Below are 17,662 nucleotides of genomic sequence, written 5' to 3' on the forward strand. Positions count from 1 at the left end.
ACCGTTTGGGATTATTCCACCCTCTCAAGCGCTTTCCCGGTCGATCTTCGGTCAGTATGATAATAACATATTAGCCACTTGAACGTCGTTTACCGATGGTCTCATCCAGTTTCAGGAGCGCTACGACGCATGAAAGATATTACGCTCATTACGGGAGCAACCGGATTCGTAGGCTCTGCCGTTGCCCGCACCCTTCAAGAACGCGGCCATAAGTTACGCCTCATGGTACGACCTACTTCGGACCGCACCAACATAGCCGAACTCGATGCTGACATTGTCGTAGCCGATTTTTCTGACCCAGCTAGCCTCGCGCGGATCATGACAAACGTAAAATACGTTTTCCATGTCGCTGCTGATTACCGTCTCTGGGTACCTGACCCAGATGTCATGATGCGTGCCAACGTCGATGGGACGCGCAATCTAATGATCGCGGCGCAAGATGCCGGAGTAGAGCGCATTGTTTATTGCTCCTCTGTCGCAGCGCTTGGCTTGCGTTCAGACGGCATCCCAGCCGACGAGACCACACCAATCAGCGAGGATAAAGTTATTGGTGTATACAAGCTCTCCAAATACCGCGCCGAACAGGTTGTCCTCGACTTAATCAAAACACGCAATCTTCCCGCAATTATCGTCAATCCTTCAACGCCAGTTGGCCCGCGCGACATTAAACCAACGCCAACCGGGCAAATGGTACTCGATTGTGCTGCAGCCAAAATGCCCGCTTATGTCGAGACTGGCCTGAATATCGTGCACGTCGATGACGTCGCTGAGGGGCACGCTCTAGCGCTTGAGCGCGGAAAAATCGGTGAAAAATACATCCTCGGTGGCGAAAATATGTCGCTTGGTGAACTCTTCAATCTTGTTAGTGAAGTTGCCTGTGTGAAACCACCGCGCATAAAATTACGGCAATCTTGGCTTTATCCTGTTGCGCTCGTTTCAGAATGGCTGGCAAGAGGCTTTAAAATCGAACCCCGCGTTACACGAGAAACACTCGCTATGTCACGGAAGTTAATGTATTTTTCTTCACTTAAAGCCCAACGTGAACTGGGATACGCACCACGCCTCGCACGAGACGCAGTCACGGACGCAGTGTCTTGGTTCCGTTTGAATGGACGCGTTCAATAATGTTGCGTACAGGTTCAGCACTCACCAGTCTCGGGGCGTGGATCTACCTTAGCCTGTTTCACGGGCGCTTTTGGCAGGGTGGCCCCATGCTGGCCGCACGGGAAACACCTCCATCTCCGCCAGACATCGCCATTGTGGTCCCCGCACGCGACGAGGCGGAATCCGTTAAAGCATGCCTTACATCGCTCCTAGAGCAGGATTATGCGGGCAAACTCTCCGTTATACTCGTTGATGACAACAGCACTGATGGTACAGGCGAGCTCGCACGCTCTGTTGCTGACCCTCTACAGCGCCTGACAGTTCTCACGGGTGCTGACAGACCCGAAGGATGGAGCGGAAAGCTCTGGGCTGTTCATCAAGGGGTACAATGTGCATTAGAGAACGTTGGGCAGCACGGTTACATTCTCTTGACTGATGCCGACATACTGCACGCTCGCTCTCACCTTTCTACTCTTGTCTCAAAAGCCCGCGAAGACAATCTCGACCTCGTGTCGGAAATGGTAGCGTTAAACTGCGAAAGTTCTGCCGAGCGCTTTCTGGTTCCCGCATTCGTTTATTTCTTTGCGATGCTCTATCCGTTCGCACGCACGGCCAATCCAAGTTCAAAGGTTGCTGGCGCTGCGGGAGGGACGATTTTACTGAGACGTCGTGCCCTAGAGCGTATTGGTGGCATAGAAGCGCTTAAAGGCGCTTTGATAGATGACTGTACACTCGCGGCACATGTAAAGCGGAGTGGTGGGCGGCTATATCTCGGCCACAGCACACAGGCTTGGTCTATACGGCCCTATCAAGGTGCCCACGACATATGGAAAATGATAGCCCGCACAGCCTATGTCCAACTGCGCTACTCTCCACTTATTTTAGTCGGCACAATAGTCGGCATGGCTTTGATCTGGCTTTTGCCAGTCGCTTTTGCCCTGTTTGCTAAAGGCCGTGCGAAAAAGATTGGTCTGATAACTTATCTTCTTTCCTGCGCAACATTTGTTCCCACTCTCCGCCGGTTCGAATTGTCTCTGTGGCGCGCACTACCACTTCCTCTTGTTGCGGCTTTTTACATGGCTGCCACGATTGGTTCTGCTATCAATCACCATCGCGGATCAGGAGTGGAATGGAAAAATCGCGCTTATAAGGATAGTGCAGCATGAGTAATGACAGCATTTGGGGTGATAAAGACGTCACCTCTGCCAAGGGGAAGGGGGATGAAAATTTTCCCGTTGGCTCTTTACTCATCGCCAAGCGTCATCGGCCGGTTGTTTATACTTATTATAACTTCGCCCGTGTCACCGACGACATGGTCGACACAACTGAACTCAAACCAGCCGAAAAAATTGCACGTTTGCGCGGCATGGCATCCATCATAAGGGGTGAAGTTGAGGCTCCACTCCGGGCTGACTTGCAAACAGCAGCCAAACTTCGCACGGCTTTAATTGAGCGGAAAATTCCTCTGGAGGTTGCAACCGACCTAACAGAGGCTTTCTGCATTGATGCTGAGAAGAACCGCTATAACACTTGGGAAGAGTTGCTGCATTACTGCCGCTACTCAGCCAATCCGGTAGGCCGCTTTTTGCTGCATCTGCATGGAGAAATAGCTGAAGCGTTTGCTCCGGGAGATGCGCTAAGCAGCGCTCTACAAGTCCTGAACCACATTCAAGATGCCGCAGATGACCTAAAAATATTGGATCGTTGCTATATTCCTCTGCCTTGGTTGGCGGAAGAAGGCGTCACGATTGATGACCTGAGACTGGTTCGATCCAAACCGGGATTGAGGCGCGTATTTAACCGCTTGCTAGACGAAGTGGACGCCTTGAACCGTGAGGCACGCATTCTGCCTCACCTTATTCAAGATCGTAGAATGCGCTTAGAGGCAGCTGTAATTGTGCAGCTTTCTCATGCCCTCGCGCATCATTTACGGTTTAATGATCCAATTGAGGGGCGCGTATCTTTGACTAAAAAAGATGGATTAAAAGCTCTAATTTTTAGCAGTAAATATCTTTTATAAACAAATCACTGCCTGCAAAGAGAAGTTCTCTGCAGGCAGTGATTTTAAAAAATTAGGCTGTAATAATTCGATCAAGCGCAGCACAGAACGCTTTCATTTCGGCCATAGAGCCAACCGTAATACGGGAAGCATTCGGCCAAACCGGCCAAGAACGACCGATCAAGATTTTTTCCTTCAAGAAAGCGTCTTTGATCGGAGCAGCAGGGCGTTTCCAGTCAATTACAAACATGTTTGCATCTGAAGGGATGTAGCTGATGCCACGCTTTTGCAAATGCGCAAACGTCATGTTTCGCGCGGCAATCATCTCGTGCTTACGCGCTTCAATATCATTATGCATCGTCAGGCTTTTTGTTCCGCAAGCTACTGCTGGGATCGGAAGCATATAGCTCTGATTTTCACCGTCGTAGCGCATCATTTTCTGATGCAAGTCAGGACGCGTAATGCTCAAGCCTAAGCGTAGACCAGCCATTGCAAACATCTTGGAGAATGTGCGGAGGACCACAACATCCTTGCCTTCGCGCACCAGGGACAGGGCACTCGGCGTATCGGAGAAATGGATGTACGCCTCGTCGACAAGTACAATCGCATCCTTCGGCTTATTCTCAACAAGCCACGTAATGTCTTCTAGAGGAGTAACGGTGCCGGTAGGGTTATTCGGGTTACAAATGTAGTAAACACCGGCATTCGGGTTGGCCTTCAACATAGCCCGAACGTCAGTCTTGTAGCCGTTCTGAGGGTCTAGTGGCACTTTTGTAAGGGGAATGTTCAACCATTCTGCTGTGACCCAACCAGCTTCATAGCTCGGATCAGCCGTCACCAAGCCGCGCGTTGGTGAACAGAAGGTCACGATTGTACGACACAGCGGATCTGAAGAACCACCCCAAGGCATGACGGTTTCTTCCGGCATGTTTTCGGTAGACGCAAAAGTTTTAATCAAATTCGTCCGCATATTCCCTGTCGGGTCATAGCGGTTACCATGAAATACCGCTTCAGCGCCGAGCTTTGCTGCCGCCGGGAAGGGGCCAGTCCAGCATTCGTTGCTGCCAATGCGGACCAACTTCGTAACATCTTGTCCTGCTGGCAGTGCTGTCATCGCACGTGCATGTGCGTTTCGGAGCGTCGCTTTGAAAGCCAGTCCTGCGCCCAAAACCGCGGCAACACGGCCTAGATTGCGGCGGGAATAACCACGAGCGAGAAGGTCTTCACGGCCTTCAATCGATAAAGTGTCGGACATATTGGCTCCGGTTTTGAAATATTATCGAAACATATTAATATCGAAACGACATACCTTGAAAAGCCCCTTTTTTACGTTTTCTGATCGGGGTACCGTTTTTTATAAAATACTACTGTTTGTGACAAAAAATTTTATTCTCAGCCCATTTTATTTGATGTCTTGGGACCAATTTCTGCACTCACACGGCCACTCTTTGTCTTATGCATGGTTTAAGGCTATGAAACGAACACCATTGTGTCAGGAGAAGAGCGAACATGGTTTTTGGTAGATTGTGCGCCGCACCCGGCCTCCCTTGCGCGCAGGCTGACCTAGATCATGTAGCCTCAGTCGTCATCCGCTCGGGTACGTCCTTTGGGAAGGGGATGAAAATACTCCCAACGCCACGTAGACAAGGCATGTTTGCCGTTTATGCATTCTGCCGCGAAGTCGATGACATCGCAGATGGTGATACACAGGTCGCAGACCCGGCCGCAGCACTTGCTGAGTGGCACAGCCGGGTAGATTACCTCTTCGAGGGAGAAACCCGAAATGCACTTGATCGCGTGCTAGTCGCAACCATCGTCCGTTTCGGCTTAAAGGCCAAGGATTTTCACGACGTCATTGACGGTATGATTATGGACTGTGGCGATCCTATCGTTGCGCCGGACGAAAAAACCTTCGATCTCTATTGTGACCGCGTAGCCTCCGCCGTGGGAAGGTTATCCGTCTGCGTTTTCGGTGACACTTCAGATGCAGCGCGAAAAGTAGCCTTCCACCTCGGGCGCGCACTACAGATTACCAATATTTTGCGAGATATCAGTGAGGATGCAGCGCGCGGCCGCCTCTATCTCCCATCGGAACTTCTCGAACGCTTTAACGTCCCATCCTCTCCTGCTGAAGCACTGTACGCACACGGATTGAATCCGCTTTGCCATGTTTTAGCTCGTCGTGCCCAAGACCATTTCCGTGATGCACAAATCGCTATGCACGGTTGCGCGAAAAACGCCATGCGGCCCGCTAGGATGATGGCTGCGTCCTATCTCCCGATTTTGGCAGCGCTCATCAAAAGAGGATGGAAGAATCCAGAAAATCCGCCAAAAATTTCCAAATCATGGCGCGCTGCGCGTGCGCTCATTGCTTACGTGAAGTGAAGATAGGTCATAATCAAACATGAGTCGTGTGCATATCATCGGCGGTGGATTAGCTGGTTTATCCGCCGCGGTAGAACTCGCAGCGCAGGCGCAGGTATGTGTCTATGAATCCGGCCCAGCTTGTGGCGGCCGCGCCCGTTCGTTCTACGACCGCTCACTAGACGCCATAATTGACAATGGTAACCACCTTCTACTTTCTGCCAACAGCCTCACTTTCCGTTATTTGGACTTAATCGGCTCCCGCCACACACTCATAGGCCCAGGCAAGCCGATCTTCCCCTTTTTCGACCTCTCCAAACATCGCGGTTGGACGCTGCGCCTTTCAGGTGGGAGAATTCCATTCTGGGTGTTACCCGGGGGGAGGCGAGTACCGGGAATGAAACTCCGGGAATTGAGCGCACTTTTAAAAATAGTACGATCAAAGTCCGACAAAACCGTCGCGTCGTGCCTTGGTAATGGTCCCTTTAGCCAGAAGCTTCTAGAGCCTTTTGCCGTCTCTGCTCTGAATACCGACATTCAAACTGGCAGTGCACGCCTACTGGGTAACATTGTTCAAAAATCGCTCGCTCTGGGCGGGAAAGCCTGCATACCCTTTTTCCCCGAAATCGGTCTCTCCGAGACTTTCGTTGACCCTGCGATTAGCTACCTAGAACGGTATCATGCTCAGATTCACTACGGAACAAGAGTAACGGCACTGCATCAGGACAAAGGCCGCATAACGAGCATCACAACATCGGGCGGCGAAGTAGCCGTGGAAGAGGGGGATCACGTCATCCTCGCCGTTACCGCGCCTGTTGCCAAAAATCTACTACCCGACATACCCGCGCCAGACGAATTTGAGAGCATAGCTAATGCACATTTTCGCCTGCCAACAGAAATCAACGCCCGTGGGGTCGTACAGAAAGCGCGCTTTATCGGCCTCGTCGGCGGTGTATCCGAATGGCTCTTTCTGAAGGGAAATGTATTATCCGTCACGGTTAGTGCCGCCAATCGTTACACCGAGCGGGATTCAAGCGAAATGCTTGCAACAATTTGGTCAGAAATCCGCCGAGCACTGGACCCGGTTTTGCCATCACCATTGCCAGTTGCAGTCCCTCCAGCACGCTTGTTACGCGAAAAACGAGCGACCTTTGCCGCAACCCCCGCTCAAGATGCAAAACGCCCATCCGCAACCGAGGCGCAAAGTGCACTGGGCATAGCAAATCTCTCTCTGGCCGGAGATTGGACGCAGACACAATTCCCTTCAACTATCGAGGGTGCCATTCAATCTGGCTTGGTTGCTGTATCCGCCGCCGGTTTCCGTTCCCGCGTTTCTGTCACATGACGTTATGATGACAAACACGATAGAACACGTTAGTAAGACGAATTAGCTAAAAAATGGCCCTAAACGGTCATGCAGCAAGAACAAACATGCCTGAAAACAAAAAGAGGAGCGGCGAGTGAGCGAAACTTTGGTGCGCGAAAAAACGGACGACGCGACAATCAACACCGCGGCGGTCGAGCGGGCCATCACAAGCGCCCACCAAGCTCTCGGCGGCCGTCAAAAGGCTGACGGACATTGGATCTTCGAACTTGAAGCCGATGCGACTATTCCCGCAGAATATGTTCTCCTCGAACATTACCTTGACCGCATCGACACCGAGCGTCAGGCTAAGATCGGGGTATACCTGCGCCGCATCCAAGGCAAACACGGCGGATGGCCGCTTTACCATGATGGTGGCTTCGACCTGTCAGCCAGCATAAAGGCCTACTTCGCGCTCAAAGCAATCGGTGACGACATTGATGCGCCACACATGGCGCGTGCACGCGAAGCGATTTTGGACCATGGTGGCGCAGCGCGTAGCAACGTCTTTACACGCTTTCAACTAGCTCTTTTTGGCGAAGCACCGTGGAGCGCGACGCCCGTAATGCCTGTTGAACTCATGTTGCTGCCACGAAAAGCCTTCTTCTCGCTGTGGAACATGTCGTACTGGTCACGCACAGTGATCGCGCCTCTTCTTGTGCTGGCCGCACTACGACCAAAAGCTATTAATCCACATAAAGTCAGCGTCCGCGAATTATTCGTGCAACCGCCCGAGGATGTCAAAGACTGGAACCTCGGCCCATTCCGTTCGAAATGGGGGCATGTTTTCAAACATGTAGACACGGTTCTTCGTCCGATCGTACCGCGTATCCCCCGCAAAATTCACGACAAAGCAATTCAGGCTGCAATCGATTTTATTGAGCCACGGTTGAGCAAAGGTGGCCTAGGGGCAATCTACCCGGCAATGGCAAACGTCGTCATGATGTACCGTGCATTGGGCGTGCCTGATAATGACCCTCGCGTCGAAACTGCTTGGCAGTCTATTCATGACCTCTTGGTCGAGAAAGAAGACGAAATTTACTGCCAGCCCTGCGTTTCGCCCGTGTGGGACACGGGCCTTTCAGGCTTAGCCATGATGGAAGCCGCGACAGGCCCACGAGCCACTAAGCGGGACGAGACAATTGAAGCCCTAAAACGCAGCGCTTCTTGGCTCCGTGATCGGCAGATCTTGGACGTAAAAGGAGATTGGATCGTTAACACGGCACCGGATTTACGTCCGGGCGGTTGGGCATTCCAATACGAAAACGACTACTACCCAGATGTTGACGATACCGCGGTCGTTGGCATGCTGCTTCACCGTCTGGATCCAGAAGGCAATAAAGAAGCCATTGAGCGTGCTCGTGAATGGATCATCGGGATGCAAAGCACCAATGGCGGCTGGGGCGCGTTCGACATCGATAACGATATGGACTTCCTAAACCATATCCCATTTGCTGATCATGGCGCGCTACTCGACCCACCAACAGCCGACGTCTCCGCACGCTGCGTTTCGTTCCTTGCCCAACTTGGGCATACGGAAGACCGACCAACTATTGAGCGTGCATTGGCATATTTGCGCCAAGAGCAGGAAGAAGATGGAAGTTGGTTCGGCCGCTGGGGAACCAACTTTATTTATGGCACGTGGTCTGTTTTGTGCGCCCTGAATATTGCTGGCATTCCTCATTCTGATCCCATGATTCAGCGCGCGGTTGCGTGGTTAAAGCGCATGCAACGTGAAGATGGCGGATGGGGCGAAGATTGCGCATCCTATGAAGGAGCCGCCTCTGGCCAATACAAAGAGAGCCTACCCTCACAAACCGCGTGGGCTGTTCTGGGCCTGATGGCCGTCGGAGAACGTGACAGCGATGCCGTTAAAAATGGCATTCAATTCTTGGCGCAAGCCCAAGACGAACATGGTGAGTGGCACGAAGAGCCCTATAATGCCGTTGGTTTTCCAAAGGTATTTTACCTACGCTACCATGGCTACAAACAATTCTTCCCATTAACGGCTTTGGCACGTTACCGTAACCTTGGTGACAGCAATACTGGCCGTGTAGAGGTTGGTTTCTGATGTTAGGGGTACTTGTAGGGCTGCGTCAGGAAGCGCGCATTATTCGACGCTTCCTCCCAGACGTTCCAATAGCACTTAGCCACGCAGATCCAGAGCGGGCAAAAAAAGAAACCCAACGCCTTCTAGATGTGGGGTGCACCAAGCTCTTATCTTTCGGTTGCGCTGGTGGGTTACAGGAAGAACTTGCACCCGGCACCGTAATTATTGCGGACCGCGTTAGCGTCAATGGAGAAGACTTTTCTACTGATGCTGCACTGAGCCACGCATTCGGCGCGGATTTTGTGCTTCAAGGTGGTGTTTTACACAGTGACGCTTTGGTCTCGACCATTGATGAAAAACGAAGCCTTGCCAGAGAAACTCAGTGTTTAGCCGTCGATATGGAGAGCGGTTTTGTAGCAAAATCCGGCCTACCTTTTGCCGTACTAAGAGTAATTTGTGATGATGCTGAGCGTGATCTCCCGCCAGCTGCCGTTGATGGCATGAAGGCTGGCAAAGTGCACATTGCAGGGCTCTTAAAATCGCTTATTCGCCGGCCCACGCAAATACCGTCGTTGATTGGCATGGGACGTGACGTAGCGCTTGCTCAGAATGAAATTCTGAGGTTTTTAACAGAAAACCCGCCACCACTCGACGTGGCGTAAATTTAGGCGGCCCTAATTTTTAGGGCCGCTTGATTAATTATTCGTCTTTTAACCGCTCAGGGCGAAAGCCCGTGGCTACAACATACAACTCACTTGATTCTTTGCGTGATGCAGGCGGCTTAACGTGGCGCACTGTAGCAAAGGCCGTTTTCATCGAATCTAGCATTTCCTTCTCAGATCCGCCTTGGAAAACCTTGGCAACAAAACTTCCACCCTCAGCTAAGACCTGAAGCGCAAAGTCGAGCGCACCCTCGGCCAACCCCATAATGCGCACGTGGTCCGTCGCAGCGTGGCCTGTCGTATTTGGTGCCATGTCGGACATAACGACATCGGCAGGTCCGCCAAGGATTTCTTTCAGCCTGTCTGGCATGGCAGGGTCCGTGAAGTCCCCTTCGATAATTGTTGCACCTGCCACAGGATCAACCGGCAACAAGTCAACGCCGGCTATGTTGGAAGCTCCGCGCTTAACCGCTACTTGTGTCCAACCCCCGGGGGCAGCCCCGAGATCAATAACTTTAACGCCCGGCTTCAATAATGAAAAACGATCGTCAATTTCGATAAGCTTAAAAGCCGCTCGCGAGCGCCAGCCCTGCTTACGCGCAGCTGCTACATAAGGATCGTTAAGCTGACGGTTAAGCCACCTTTGTTGTGCTGTAGTACGGCCGCGCGCGGTCCGAAGCGTAATGCTTTTATTACGCGCCGTTTTAACGGTTGCACCGTCTTCTGTTGAGGAGGCAACGCCCGGTGCTGCCGCACTTTTTAAGGCTTTGCCGGGAACACGCTTTGGAGCGTCTTTTTTCTTGCGGGGACCAGAGGGGGAGCGAGGTGGTTTCATAACGTCACATAATTATTCAAAAAACCGGCAGCTTTGGTTGCCGAATAGGGCTTAGCGAAGCGCGACACCCCCATGCGGCGCCGTACTGATGCAGAATGCAACGCGTGATCACGCGCCATTCGGGCTAACATACCATCACGTAGGCCCCGGTCTGCAATGGTAACCTGTTCAATTGGCCACATTTGATGAATTGCTTCAAAAATTGCGCAACCTGGCAACACATACCGCGAACGGTCTGGCCCGACACATGGGTGAGCGGCCAAACCCTGCGGCCCCAACTCTCGCAAAACTTGAATCGCTTCGCACATGGTTGAACCGGGCAGGGTGGCACCGTCTATCATTGCCCGATTATAACGGGGAAGGGCCAAAGCTACACCCGCCAATGTTGTCACTGTCCCTGACGTACCAATCAGGCGCGTCCGTCCCTGCATTACCTCTCGGTATATACAGTGGACTGATTCAAACGGAGCTAATTGTTCACAAACATGAGACACCATTTCATCATACGATGAACCGTGGCCTCTGCCGAAGGTCTCTTCTAACGAAATAACACCGATCGGTATGCTCGTGGTCCCGATAAGCGTGTGCTCGGAACGCTTTTGATCTAAACGAACCCACGCAATTTCCGTAGAACCGCCACCAATATCAAACAGGACCCCGCGTTCGGCCTCTTGCGCAGCGGGACAATGGTTGAAAAGTCCTGAGCAGCTTTCAACGGCAAGTTCGGCTTCTTCACGTGGGCTTATGATATCAATCTTCAGACCAGTCTCACGGAAAACGCGCGAAAGAAAATCTTTACCATTTCCTGCACGGCGACATGCTTCCGTCGCTACAGCGCGTATTTCGGTAAGTGGCCATTGGTGAAGCCGCTCTGCACAGATACGCAGGGCCTCAATAGTCCTATTCATGGCGTCGTCAGCTAGGCGACCACTGACTTTCAAGCCTTCACCCAAGCCAACGCAACGATTAAAACTGTCTACCACCCGAAAACCAGAGCTGGTACGTGCAGCAATCATTAAGCGGCAATTATTGGTGCCTAAGTCTATCGCGGCAAAGAACGGACCAGACGGGCGACTAGGCACAGCGCGTAATTGTGCATCCCCCATCATCTCCATTCCCCGTTCCTGCGCAGACATCACGTTGACTCCCAACAAAACCCTTATGGTTATTAATAATTCTACATGACGCCTAATCGCGCTTTGCTGCAAGGGGTGATTATTTTTTATCAAAAAAAATGAAAAAGCCCTTGCATGATTTAAATGGCACAGCTAGAAGCCAGATCACCGCTTGGGAGATAGTTTAGCGGTAGAACTACCGGCTCTGACCCGGTCAGCCCTGGTTCGAATCCAGGTCTCCCAGCCAAGAAACCCTATAAAATTCAAAACAGAAGTGTAATAAAAAAAACACTTCCTGTGTCCTCCAAAAATGGCTATGAGGACCCGCCAACGGCTGAGGCGGTCTTTGGCACGCCCAGCATCAAATACTTCGGCGCAACAGCGCCCAAAAAAACGGGGTATGCGGGCATGACCACATCTTCTTCAATTCACGATCGCATTCGCGAAGCGCTTGCCTATGACGACGTTTTAGTCGAGCCTGCGGAGTCATCAGTTCTCCCGGCACAAGCAAACACGCGTACCCGCCTTACACGGACAATCGAACTCAACATCCCACTTATGTCCTCTGCGATGGACACCGTAACCGAAGATGCAATGGCCATTGCCATGGCACAGCAGGGCGGTATGGGCGTCATCCACAAAAACCTCTCCGTTGAAGAGCAAGCCGAACAAGTTCGTCGCGTTAAGCGCTTCGAATCTGGTATGGTTGTAAACCCAATTACTGTCGGCCCAGACCAGACTTTTGCTGACGTGGAAGCACTAAAAGCCCGCCACGGCGTCTCCGGGCTGCCGGTTATTGAAGAAGGTAGTGGACGTCTTCTTGGCATTTTGACCAGCCGTGACATGCGCTTTAACACGGACCCCACAACGCGCGTCCGTGACTTAATGACGCATGAAAATCTGGTCACGGTACAAAATGGCGCCGCCCCAGATGAAGCACGTGCTTTGCTGCACCGGCACCGTATCGAAAAGCTTTTGGTTGTTGACAATGCACAGCGCTGCGTCGGCCTAATTACTGTTAAAGACATGGACAAGGCGATCACGCATCCTTTGGCCATTAAGGATAGCCAAGGACGTCTTCGTTGTGCAGCCGCCATTGGCGTTGGCCAAGATGGTCTGCAACGCGCTGATGCCCTCATTGCTGCTGGCGTTGACGTTCTGGTCGTCGATACAGCGCACGGCCACTCACGCGGTGTTCTGGAGACTGTTGCAAAGCTCAAAGCGCGTGACGCAGCCATCCAGATTATTGCAGGCAATGTCGCAACACCAGAAGCTGCCCGCGCCCTGATTGAGGCGGGCGTAGATTGTGTCAAAATCGGCATTGGACCAGGTTCTATTTGCACCACACGCGTCGTTGCGGGCGTCGGAGTACCTCAATTCTCCGCAGTCATGGAAACAGCTGAAGCGTGCCATGAGCATGGTATTTCGGCAATCGCAGATGGTGGCCTGCGTACATCAGGCGATATCGTAAAAGCGATCGGCGCTGGCGCGGATGTCGTGATGGTCGGTTCGCTTTTAGCTGGCACGGATGAAAGCCCCGGTGAAACATTCTTGTACCAAGGACGAGCTTACAAAGCGTATCGTGGTATGGGCTCCTTGGGCGCCATGGCAAAAGGCTCTGCGGATCGTTACTTCCAAGCAGAAGTACGCGACACGCTGAAGCTGGTCCCAGAAGGCATCGAAGGGCAGGTTGCATATAAGGGCGGCATGGCACCAGTCGTTCACCAACTGGTAGGCGGCCTCAAAGCTGGCATGGGTTACACAGGCTCAGCTACAGTCCCCGACCTGCAAAAACGCGCACGCTTCCGCCGCATCACAAATGCCGGTCTGCGCGAAAGCCATGTCCATGATGTCACGATCACACGTGAATCCCCAAATTATCGTCTGGATTAATCGTTAGAGAGGCTTCTTCCTCTCGCCATTCCGCCGGAAACCGGGTAGGGGGTCAACATGACCCCTGCAGCCCGCCTTTCTGGCGCGATTGATCTGCTTTGTGCGATCCAGAACGCCCCCCGCCGTCCTGCAGATGCGACGGCAAACGCTTTTTTCCGCGAACGCCGTTATATCGGTGGCGGCGACCGACGCGCTATTTCAACTATCGTATGGGACGTGCTGCGCAGCTGGCGCCGTTTACACTGGCATTTCTCAGACCTGACTGGCGCTATCTCACCTCGCTTACTTAGTGCTGCTAGCCTCATATTTCGTGGGGAAAGCATGGATCAGGTCCGCCTGATCTTTAGCGGCGATCGTTATGCGCCATCACCGCTGACATCCCGTGAAGATATTGCGCTTAAAAAACTTGAAGGCCGCAGCCTTTCAAACGCTAAGCAACCTCGAGCAGTGCGCCTTGAATACCCGGACTGGATTGAGCCAGTCCTGGCCGAAACATTTGGCAATAGGCTCGAAGCAGAGATGGAAGCGCTTTTAGAAGCGCCAACACTCGATCTGCGCGTCAACCTTCTCAAAGGGACACGTGACAGCGCAATTGCCGCACTACGCAAAGAATCGCTGCCAGCAGAAGCCACAGAGCTCTCCCCATGGGGAATGCGCTTGGATGGCAGACAGCCCGTAACAGCCGCGCAAGCGTTCCGTGATGGTCTGGTTGAGATCCAAGATGAAGGTTCCCAACTCGTCGTGCTCGCGGCGGATGCCAAATCTGAACATCGCGTGCTTGATTATTGTGCTGGCGCTGGCGGAAAAACACTCGCCCTTGCCATGACGATGGAAAATCGTGGCCATATCGTTGCTTGCGACGTGCACGAAAAACGACTTGAAGGTGCCGTAAAGCGATTGCGTAGAGCAGGCGTCCACAATGTGGAACGTCATCTCCTTACCAGTGGCGATAAATGGGCAAAGCGCCGTGCAGGTAGCTTTGATCGCGTTCTGGTTGACGCCCCTTGTTCCGGCACAGGCACATGGAGACGCAACCCGGATGCGCGCTTGCGCCTGACCAAGACTGATATCGAAGAGCTTTTGGTCAAACAGGCCGAAATTCTGGATCGGGCGGCAAGCCTCGTTAAGCCGGGCGGTCGCATGATCTATGCGACCTGTTCGCTTCTTGCCCAAGAAAATGGTAACCAGATTGCTGCTTTTCTAAAGCGCCGATCGGATTACCGTTTGCTGTCGGGCGATGAAATGCCGTCAACCTTGCCAGAAAAACTCCGTGAACGCGGATCATTCGCTTTGACACCAAAGCAAGATGGCACTGATGGCTTCTTTGCCTGCGTTATGGAACGCGCGGTTGAGAAGAAAGACGACGCCACATAATCAAAGCATCGACCATTCCAAGTTTGGGATGGTCGAAAGCCTCTGGCACACGCGCAAGCGTAGAAAACCCTAGAGCGTGCCAAAGAGCTATCGCACGCTCGTTAGTACTCACAACAAAATTGAATTGCATGGCTCGGTAACCTAGACGCTCTGCCTCTTGCAACGCGAACTCTGCCATTGCTCGACCTGCGCCAAAACCGGGAGAGGCAACAAAACCAGCATTTGCGGTATGTGAGCCTCCGCCCTGCTGATTATCGCGTATATAAAACGTGCCAACAATTTGTTGATCAGCGGTCAAAGCGACATAAACGCGATGCAGAGGCTGCATCCAGTACGACAAAACCTGACGCTGCGACCAGTGGCGGGGCAAAGCGTATGTTTCACCGCTTCGCATAACAGGCGCTAAGCAACGCCAGATTTCATCACGGTCAAAACTACGGGCAGGTCGTATAGTAAGCATAATATTAAGATTAAAGGGATGTTTGAACATTAGGCAAGCACAGGGCAGTAAGCTATGCTTACCCAAAACGTGAACCTGCCATTTAACGCACGGATGTTGACCCCCTTATGCCCCCTGATTTGCCCTACGATATATTTATCGGGATCGCTCTAACATTTGGTGCAGGCATTCTTGCTCAGTGGGCCGCTTGGAAGCTGCGTCTTCCTGCTATCGTATTATTATTCACCATTGGTTTGATTATTGGGCCAGGCCTAGGGCTCCTGCATCCATCTGAAAGTATGGGCTGGGTTTTCAGACCACTAGTATCGCTTCTCGTGGCTATTGTTGTGTTTGAAGGCGGCATGGCCTTAGACATCCGGCAACTCAGAGATGCTGGAGATGGTGTTTCACGCCTCACTATGGTGGCGCTCCCCATCAACTGGATTTTGGGCTCACTAGCGGCGCGTTATGTAGCTCATCTCGAATGGGGCACATCACTGCTCTTCGGCGCAATTATCGTTGTGACCGGCCCGACAGTCATTTTACCACTCCTGCGCAGCGCCAAACTCAAACCGCGGTTAGCAGCTTTTCTTCGTTGGGAAGCTATTGTCAACGACCCTTTGGGAGCCATTTTAGCCGCAGTCGTGCTGCAACTGCTCATCCTGCATGTTGATGTTCATACGAGCGTTTTCTTCACGGACACATTACCAGACCTTTTAACGGCTACAGGCCTCTCAGTCGTCGCGGGTATTGCGCCAGCGTATATGATCCGGACGCTATTTGTACGTGATCTCATGCCGGAGATTTTGAAAACACCAGCACTGCTAAGTGTGGCCCTTGTTCTTTTTTCTGCCTGCAACATGGAAATGGAAGGGGCAGGGCTTATTGCCGTCACCGTGTTTGGGATGGCCCTAACGAACTTGCATATTCCCGGCTTGGCAGAATTACGCAGGACTAAAGAATCGCTTGTCGTTCTTGTAGTATCGGTACTTTTCATTCTTCTTACGGCTGATCTGCAAAGAGGCGCTTTAGCGCATCTCTCAATTCCCATCATGGCCCTGACATTAGTTGTGCTTTTTGTCGTAAGGCCAGTCGGAATCTTCTTAGCTACACTGGGCTCCGACATGACATGGCGGGAGCGTGTATTCGTCGGTTGGATCGCTCCGCGTGGCATTGTCGCAGCAGCCGTAGCAGGTGCTGCAGGCATACGCCTGCACGATTCCGGCTATCATTCAGCCGATTTGATCATGCCAGCAGTGTTTAGCGTTATTGCTGTAACCATGCTTTTACACGGCTTTTCACTCCGGCCACTGGCACGCGCCATGAAGCTTTCTTTCTCGAGTGAACCCGCCTTGGCCCTCGTAGGGGCAAGTTCTTGGTCCATTAATCTGGCGCTAACACTCAAAGAGCAGAACATTCCTGTACTGCTCGTCGATAGCCGGGCGAGTGCACTCATGCCAGCAGCACGGCAAAAGATATCTGTTTTGAGGGCCGAACTACTTTCACAACACGGCCAGGAAGCCCTTGAAGAGCGACCTGCCGATTATCTCATCAGCACGACGGCTGACGGTATCTATAACGGCATGATTTGCGGTCACCTCGCGCCCGCTCTAGGACGCGAGCGCGTTTTCCAGATTAGCCCGGGTGTTTCACGGCTTGACCTTTACCACGGCCTGTCACGCGATGCCCGAGGTAAAGTACTGGGAGAACCAGCATGGAATTTCACCCTGTTTGAAAGCCTCTTCGACCAAGGCTGGCGCTTTACAGCCCAGACATCGACCGAAGACACAAGCTCGACATTCGGTAAACGCGAAAATAGGCTCGATTTACTCTTTATCCGGCGGAAAACAGGCATTTTTATCCTTTCGGCTGAAGACCTTAACCCAGCGTCCCCAGTAGCTGGTGATATCCTGATTTCCATGGTCCCACCAAAAGCACCTGAACCTAGTCCTGTAGAACAATAATTTCGCTCAACCCTTGCGCAAGAGCGGCACGCAAGTCCTGCTCTTGCAAGGCAATACAGCCTTCCGTGTAACCTTTAGAGGGCGGGAGATGTAAAAAAATGGCTGAGCCATTGCCCGGAACAACAGGGCTATCGTTCCATCCCAACACAACGCATATGTCGTAAGCATGGTCGGCGCGCCAAAGTTCCTCACACGAAGCTGGGTGCGGCAAGGTAACATGTTTGTTATAATCAGCATGACCAACATCATCACACCAACCATCATTCGGCGCCAAAGGCTCCACAATCAGACCTGCACCCGAAACAGGTTTCTGGACGCGATCCGCACGATAGAAGACTTTTCTTAACGAAAGTGCGCCAATTGGTGTCGCCATATCTCCCTCGGCTTTATTTTGCCGCAATCCTGCGCCACCTATCAAAGCTCGCAAGTTCTGGTTCCCGAACCGGACAAAAGGTTCCCCATTTTGAAATATCAAATTTGCTTTAATCATCTGGATATTC

Annotated in this window: 15 protein-coding genes and 1 tRNA gene; 11 read left to right on the forward strand and 5 right to left on the reverse strand. The window is 52.2% G+C overall.

Features of this window, described 5'->3' with window-relative positions:
• Window positions 1-129: 129 nt before the first annotated feature.
• The 3 genes from hpnA to D5366_RS10490 are packed head-to-tail and all read left to right on the forward strand — an operon-like array spanning window position 130 to window position 3,124.
• Window positions 130-1,125: a hopanoid-associated sugar epimerase gene (hpnA, locus tag D5366_RS10480; protein ID WP_141493594.1), complete on the forward strand. Its 996-nt coding sequence runs from the start codon at window positions 130-132 to the stop codon at window positions 1,123-1,125.
• Window positions 1,125-2,270 (forward strand): glycosyltransferase, encoded by a 1,146-nt coding sequence (locus D5366_RS10485; RefSeq protein WP_170211088.1) that lies wholly within the window; start codon window positions 1,125-1,127, stop codon window positions 2,268-2,270. Before hpnA ends, D5366_RS10485 begins: the two co-directional genes overlap by 1 nt.
• Window positions 2,267-3,124: a squalene/phytoene synthase family protein gene (locus D5366_RS10490; protein ID WP_141493595.1), complete on the forward strand. Its 858-nt coding sequence runs from the start codon at window positions 2,267-2,269 to the stop codon at window positions 3,122-3,124. Before D5366_RS10485 ends, D5366_RS10490 begins: the two co-directional genes overlap by 4 nt.
• 52 nt (window positions 3,125-3,176) lie before the next feature.
• On the opposite strand, the gene D5366_RS10495 is transcribed toward D5366_RS10490, so the two are convergent.
• Window positions 3,177-4,358, reverse strand: a complete 1,182-nt coding sequence (locus tag D5366_RS10495) for a pyridoxal phosphate-dependent aminotransferase (RefSeq protein WP_141493596.1) — start codon at window positions 4,356-4,358, stop codon at window positions 3,177-3,179.
• Window positions 4,359-4,612: 254 nt separating this feature from the next.
• Between D5366_RS10495 and hpnD the strand changes: the two genes are divergently transcribed.
• The 4 genes from hpnD to D5366_RS10515 all read left to right on the forward strand — a co-directional run bounded on the left by hpnD (window position 4,613) and on the right by D5366_RS10515 (window position 9,542).
• Window positions 4,613-5,488 (forward strand): presqualene diphosphate synthase HpnD, encoded by an 876-nt coding sequence (hpnD, locus tag D5366_RS10500; RefSeq protein WP_141493597.1) that lies wholly within the window; start codon window positions 4,613-4,615, stop codon window positions 5,486-5,488.
• A 19-nt stretch (window positions 5,489-5,507) separates the two neighbouring features.
• Complete coding sequence (gene hpnE, locus D5366_RS10505) at window positions 5,508-6,812, forward strand: hydroxysqualene dehydroxylase HpnE (RefSeq protein ID WP_141493598.1); 1,305 nt, start codon at window positions 5,508-5,510, stop codon at window positions 6,810-6,812.
• A gap of 115 nt (window positions 6,813-6,927) precedes the next feature.
• A complete protein-coding gene (shc, locus tag D5366_RS10510; RefSeq protein ID WP_141493599.1) occupies window positions 6,928-8,901 on the forward strand; it encodes a squalene--hopene cyclase in 1,974 nt (657 codons plus the stop codon).
• On the forward strand, window positions 8,901-9,542 hold the full coding sequence (locus D5366_RS10515) for a phosphorylase family protein (RefSeq protein ID WP_141493600.1): 642 nt from the start codon (window positions 8,901-8,903) through the stop codon (window positions 9,540-9,542). The genes shc and D5366_RS10515 overlap by 1 nt, the downstream gene beginning before the upstream one ends.
• Before the next feature lie 37 nt (window positions 9,543-9,579).
• Here the strand turns inward: D5366_RS10515 and D5366_RS10520 are convergent, their stop codons facing one another.
• Window positions 9,580-10,377, reverse strand: coding sequence for an RlmE family RNA methyltransferase (locus D5366_RS10520; RefSeq protein ID WP_141493601.1), 798 nt, complete (start codon window positions 10,375-10,377; stop codon window positions 9,580-9,582).
• Complete coding sequence (locus D5366_RS10525; protein ID WP_141493950.1) at window positions 10,374-11,513, reverse strand: Ppx/GppA phosphatase family protein; 1,140 nt, start codon at window positions 11,511-11,513, stop codon at window positions 10,374-10,376. The genes D5366_RS10520 and D5366_RS10525 overlap by 4 nt, the downstream gene beginning before the upstream one ends.
• Window positions 11,514-11,665: 152 nt before the next feature.
• On the opposite strand from D5366_RS10525, the gene D5366_RS10530 reads away from it, so the two are divergent.
• The 3 genes from D5366_RS10530 (at window position 11,666) to D5366_RS10540 (ending at window position 14,759) form a co-directional block, all read left to right on the forward strand.
• Window positions 11,666-11,739: transfer RNA gene (locus D5366_RS10530), tRNA-Gln, on the forward strand.
• Window positions 11,740-11,900: 161 nt separating this feature from the next.
• Window positions 11,901-13,385, forward strand: a complete 1,485-nt coding sequence (gene guaB, locus D5366_RS10535) for an IMP dehydrogenase (protein WP_141493602.1) — start codon at window positions 11,901-11,903, stop codon at window positions 13,383-13,385.
• Window positions 13,386-13,442: 57 nt separating this feature from the next.
• The gene (locus tag D5366_RS10540; protein ID WP_141493603.1) at window positions 13,443-14,759 is read left to right on the forward strand and encodes an RsmB/NOP family class I SAM-dependent RNA methyltransferase; all 1,317 of its coding nucleotides are present in this window, start codon (window positions 13,443-13,445) and stop codon (window positions 14,757-14,759) included.
• Here the strand turns inward: D5366_RS10540 and D5366_RS10545 are convergent.
• Window positions 14,719-15,249: a GNAT family N-acetyltransferase gene (locus tag D5366_RS10545; RefSeq protein ID WP_170211089.1), complete on the reverse strand. Its 531-nt coding sequence runs from the start codon at window positions 15,247-15,249 to the stop codon at window positions 14,719-14,721. The genes D5366_RS10540 and D5366_RS10545 overlap by 41 nt on opposite strands.
• A 77-nt stretch (window positions 15,250-15,326) precedes the next feature.
• Between D5366_RS10545 and D5366_RS10550 the strand changes: the two genes are divergently transcribed.
• Complete coding sequence (locus tag D5366_RS10550; RefSeq protein WP_240775253.1) at window positions 15,327-17,162, forward strand: cation:proton antiporter; 1,836 nt, start codon at window positions 15,327-15,329, stop codon at window positions 17,160-17,162.
• Here the strand turns inward: D5366_RS10550 and D5366_RS10555 are convergent.
• Window positions 17,143-17,652 (reverse strand): L,D-transpeptidase family protein, encoded by a 510-nt coding sequence (locus tag D5366_RS10555; protein ID WP_141493604.1) that lies wholly within the window; start codon window positions 17,650-17,652, stop codon window positions 17,143-17,145. The two genes, D5366_RS10550 and D5366_RS10555, sit on opposite strands and share 20 nt — an antisense overlap.
• Window positions 17,653-17,662 lie beyond the last annotated feature (10 nt).

The organism is Neokomagataea tanensis, assembly GCF_006542335.1.
In the GTDB taxonomy this organism is placed as follows: Bacteria; Pseudomonadota; Alphaproteobacteria; order Acetobacterales; family Acetobacteraceae; genus Gluconobacter; species Gluconobacter tanensis.

What these genes read in the sequence shown, in the direction of transcription:
- D5366_RS10525 (WP_141493950.1), bottom strand. Translation starts at nt 11,513, where the DNA reads ATGTCTGCGCAGGAACGGGGAATGGAGATGATGGGGGATGCACAATTA.
- D5366_RS10490 (WP_141493595.1), top strand. Translation starts at nt 2,267, where the DNA reads ATGAGTAATGACAGCATTTGGGGTGATAAAGACGTCACCTCTGCCAAG.
- D5366_RS10485 (WP_170211088.1), top strand. Translation starts at nt 1,125, where the DNA reads ATGTTGCGTACAGGTTCAGCACTCACCAGTCTCGGGGCGTGGATCTAC.
- D5366_RS10520 (WP_141493601.1), bottom strand. Translation starts at nt 10,377, where the DNA reads ATGAAACCACCTCGCTCCCCCTCTGGTCCCCGCAAGAAAAAAGACGCT.
- hpnD (WP_141493597.1), top strand. Translation starts at nt 4,613, where the DNA reads ATGGTTTTTGGTAGATTGTGCGCCGCACCCGGCCTCCCTTGCGCGCAG.
- D5366_RS10555 (WP_141493604.1), bottom strand. Translation starts at nt 17,652, where the DNA reads ATGATTAAAGCAAATTTGATATTTCAAAATGGGGAACCTTTTGTCCGG.
- D5366_RS10515 (WP_141493600.1), top strand. Translation starts at nt 8,901, where the DNA reads ATGTTAGGGGTACTTGTAGGGCTGCGTCAGGAAGCGCGCATTATTCGA.
- hpnE (WP_141493598.1), top strand. Translation starts at nt 5,508, where the DNA reads ATGAGTCGTGTGCATATCATCGGCGGTGGATTAGCTGGTTTATCCGCC.
- D5366_RS10540 (WP_141493603.1), top strand. Translation starts at nt 13,443, where the DNA reads ATGACCCCTGCAGCCCGCCTTTCTGGCGCGATTGATCTGCTTTGTGCG.
- guaB (WP_141493602.1), top strand. Translation starts at nt 11,901, where the DNA reads ATGACCACATCTTCTTCAATTCACGATCGCATTCGCGAAGCGCTTGCC.
- hpnA (WP_141493594.1), top strand. Translation starts at nt 130, where the DNA reads ATGAAAGATATTACGCTCATTACGGGAGCAACCGGATTCGTAGGCTCT.
- D5366_RS10545 (WP_170211089.1), bottom strand. Translation starts at nt 15,249, where the DNA reads ATGTTCAAACATCCCTTTAATCTTAATATTATGCTTACTATACGACCT.
- D5366_RS10495 (WP_141493596.1), bottom strand. Translation starts at nt 4,358, where the DNA reads ATGTCCGACACTTTATCGATTGAAGGCCGTGAAGACCTTCTCGCTCGT.
- D5366_RS10550 (WP_240775253.1), top strand. Translation starts at nt 15,327, where the DNA reads ATGCCCCCTGATTTGCCCTACGATATATTTATCGGGATCGCTCTAACA.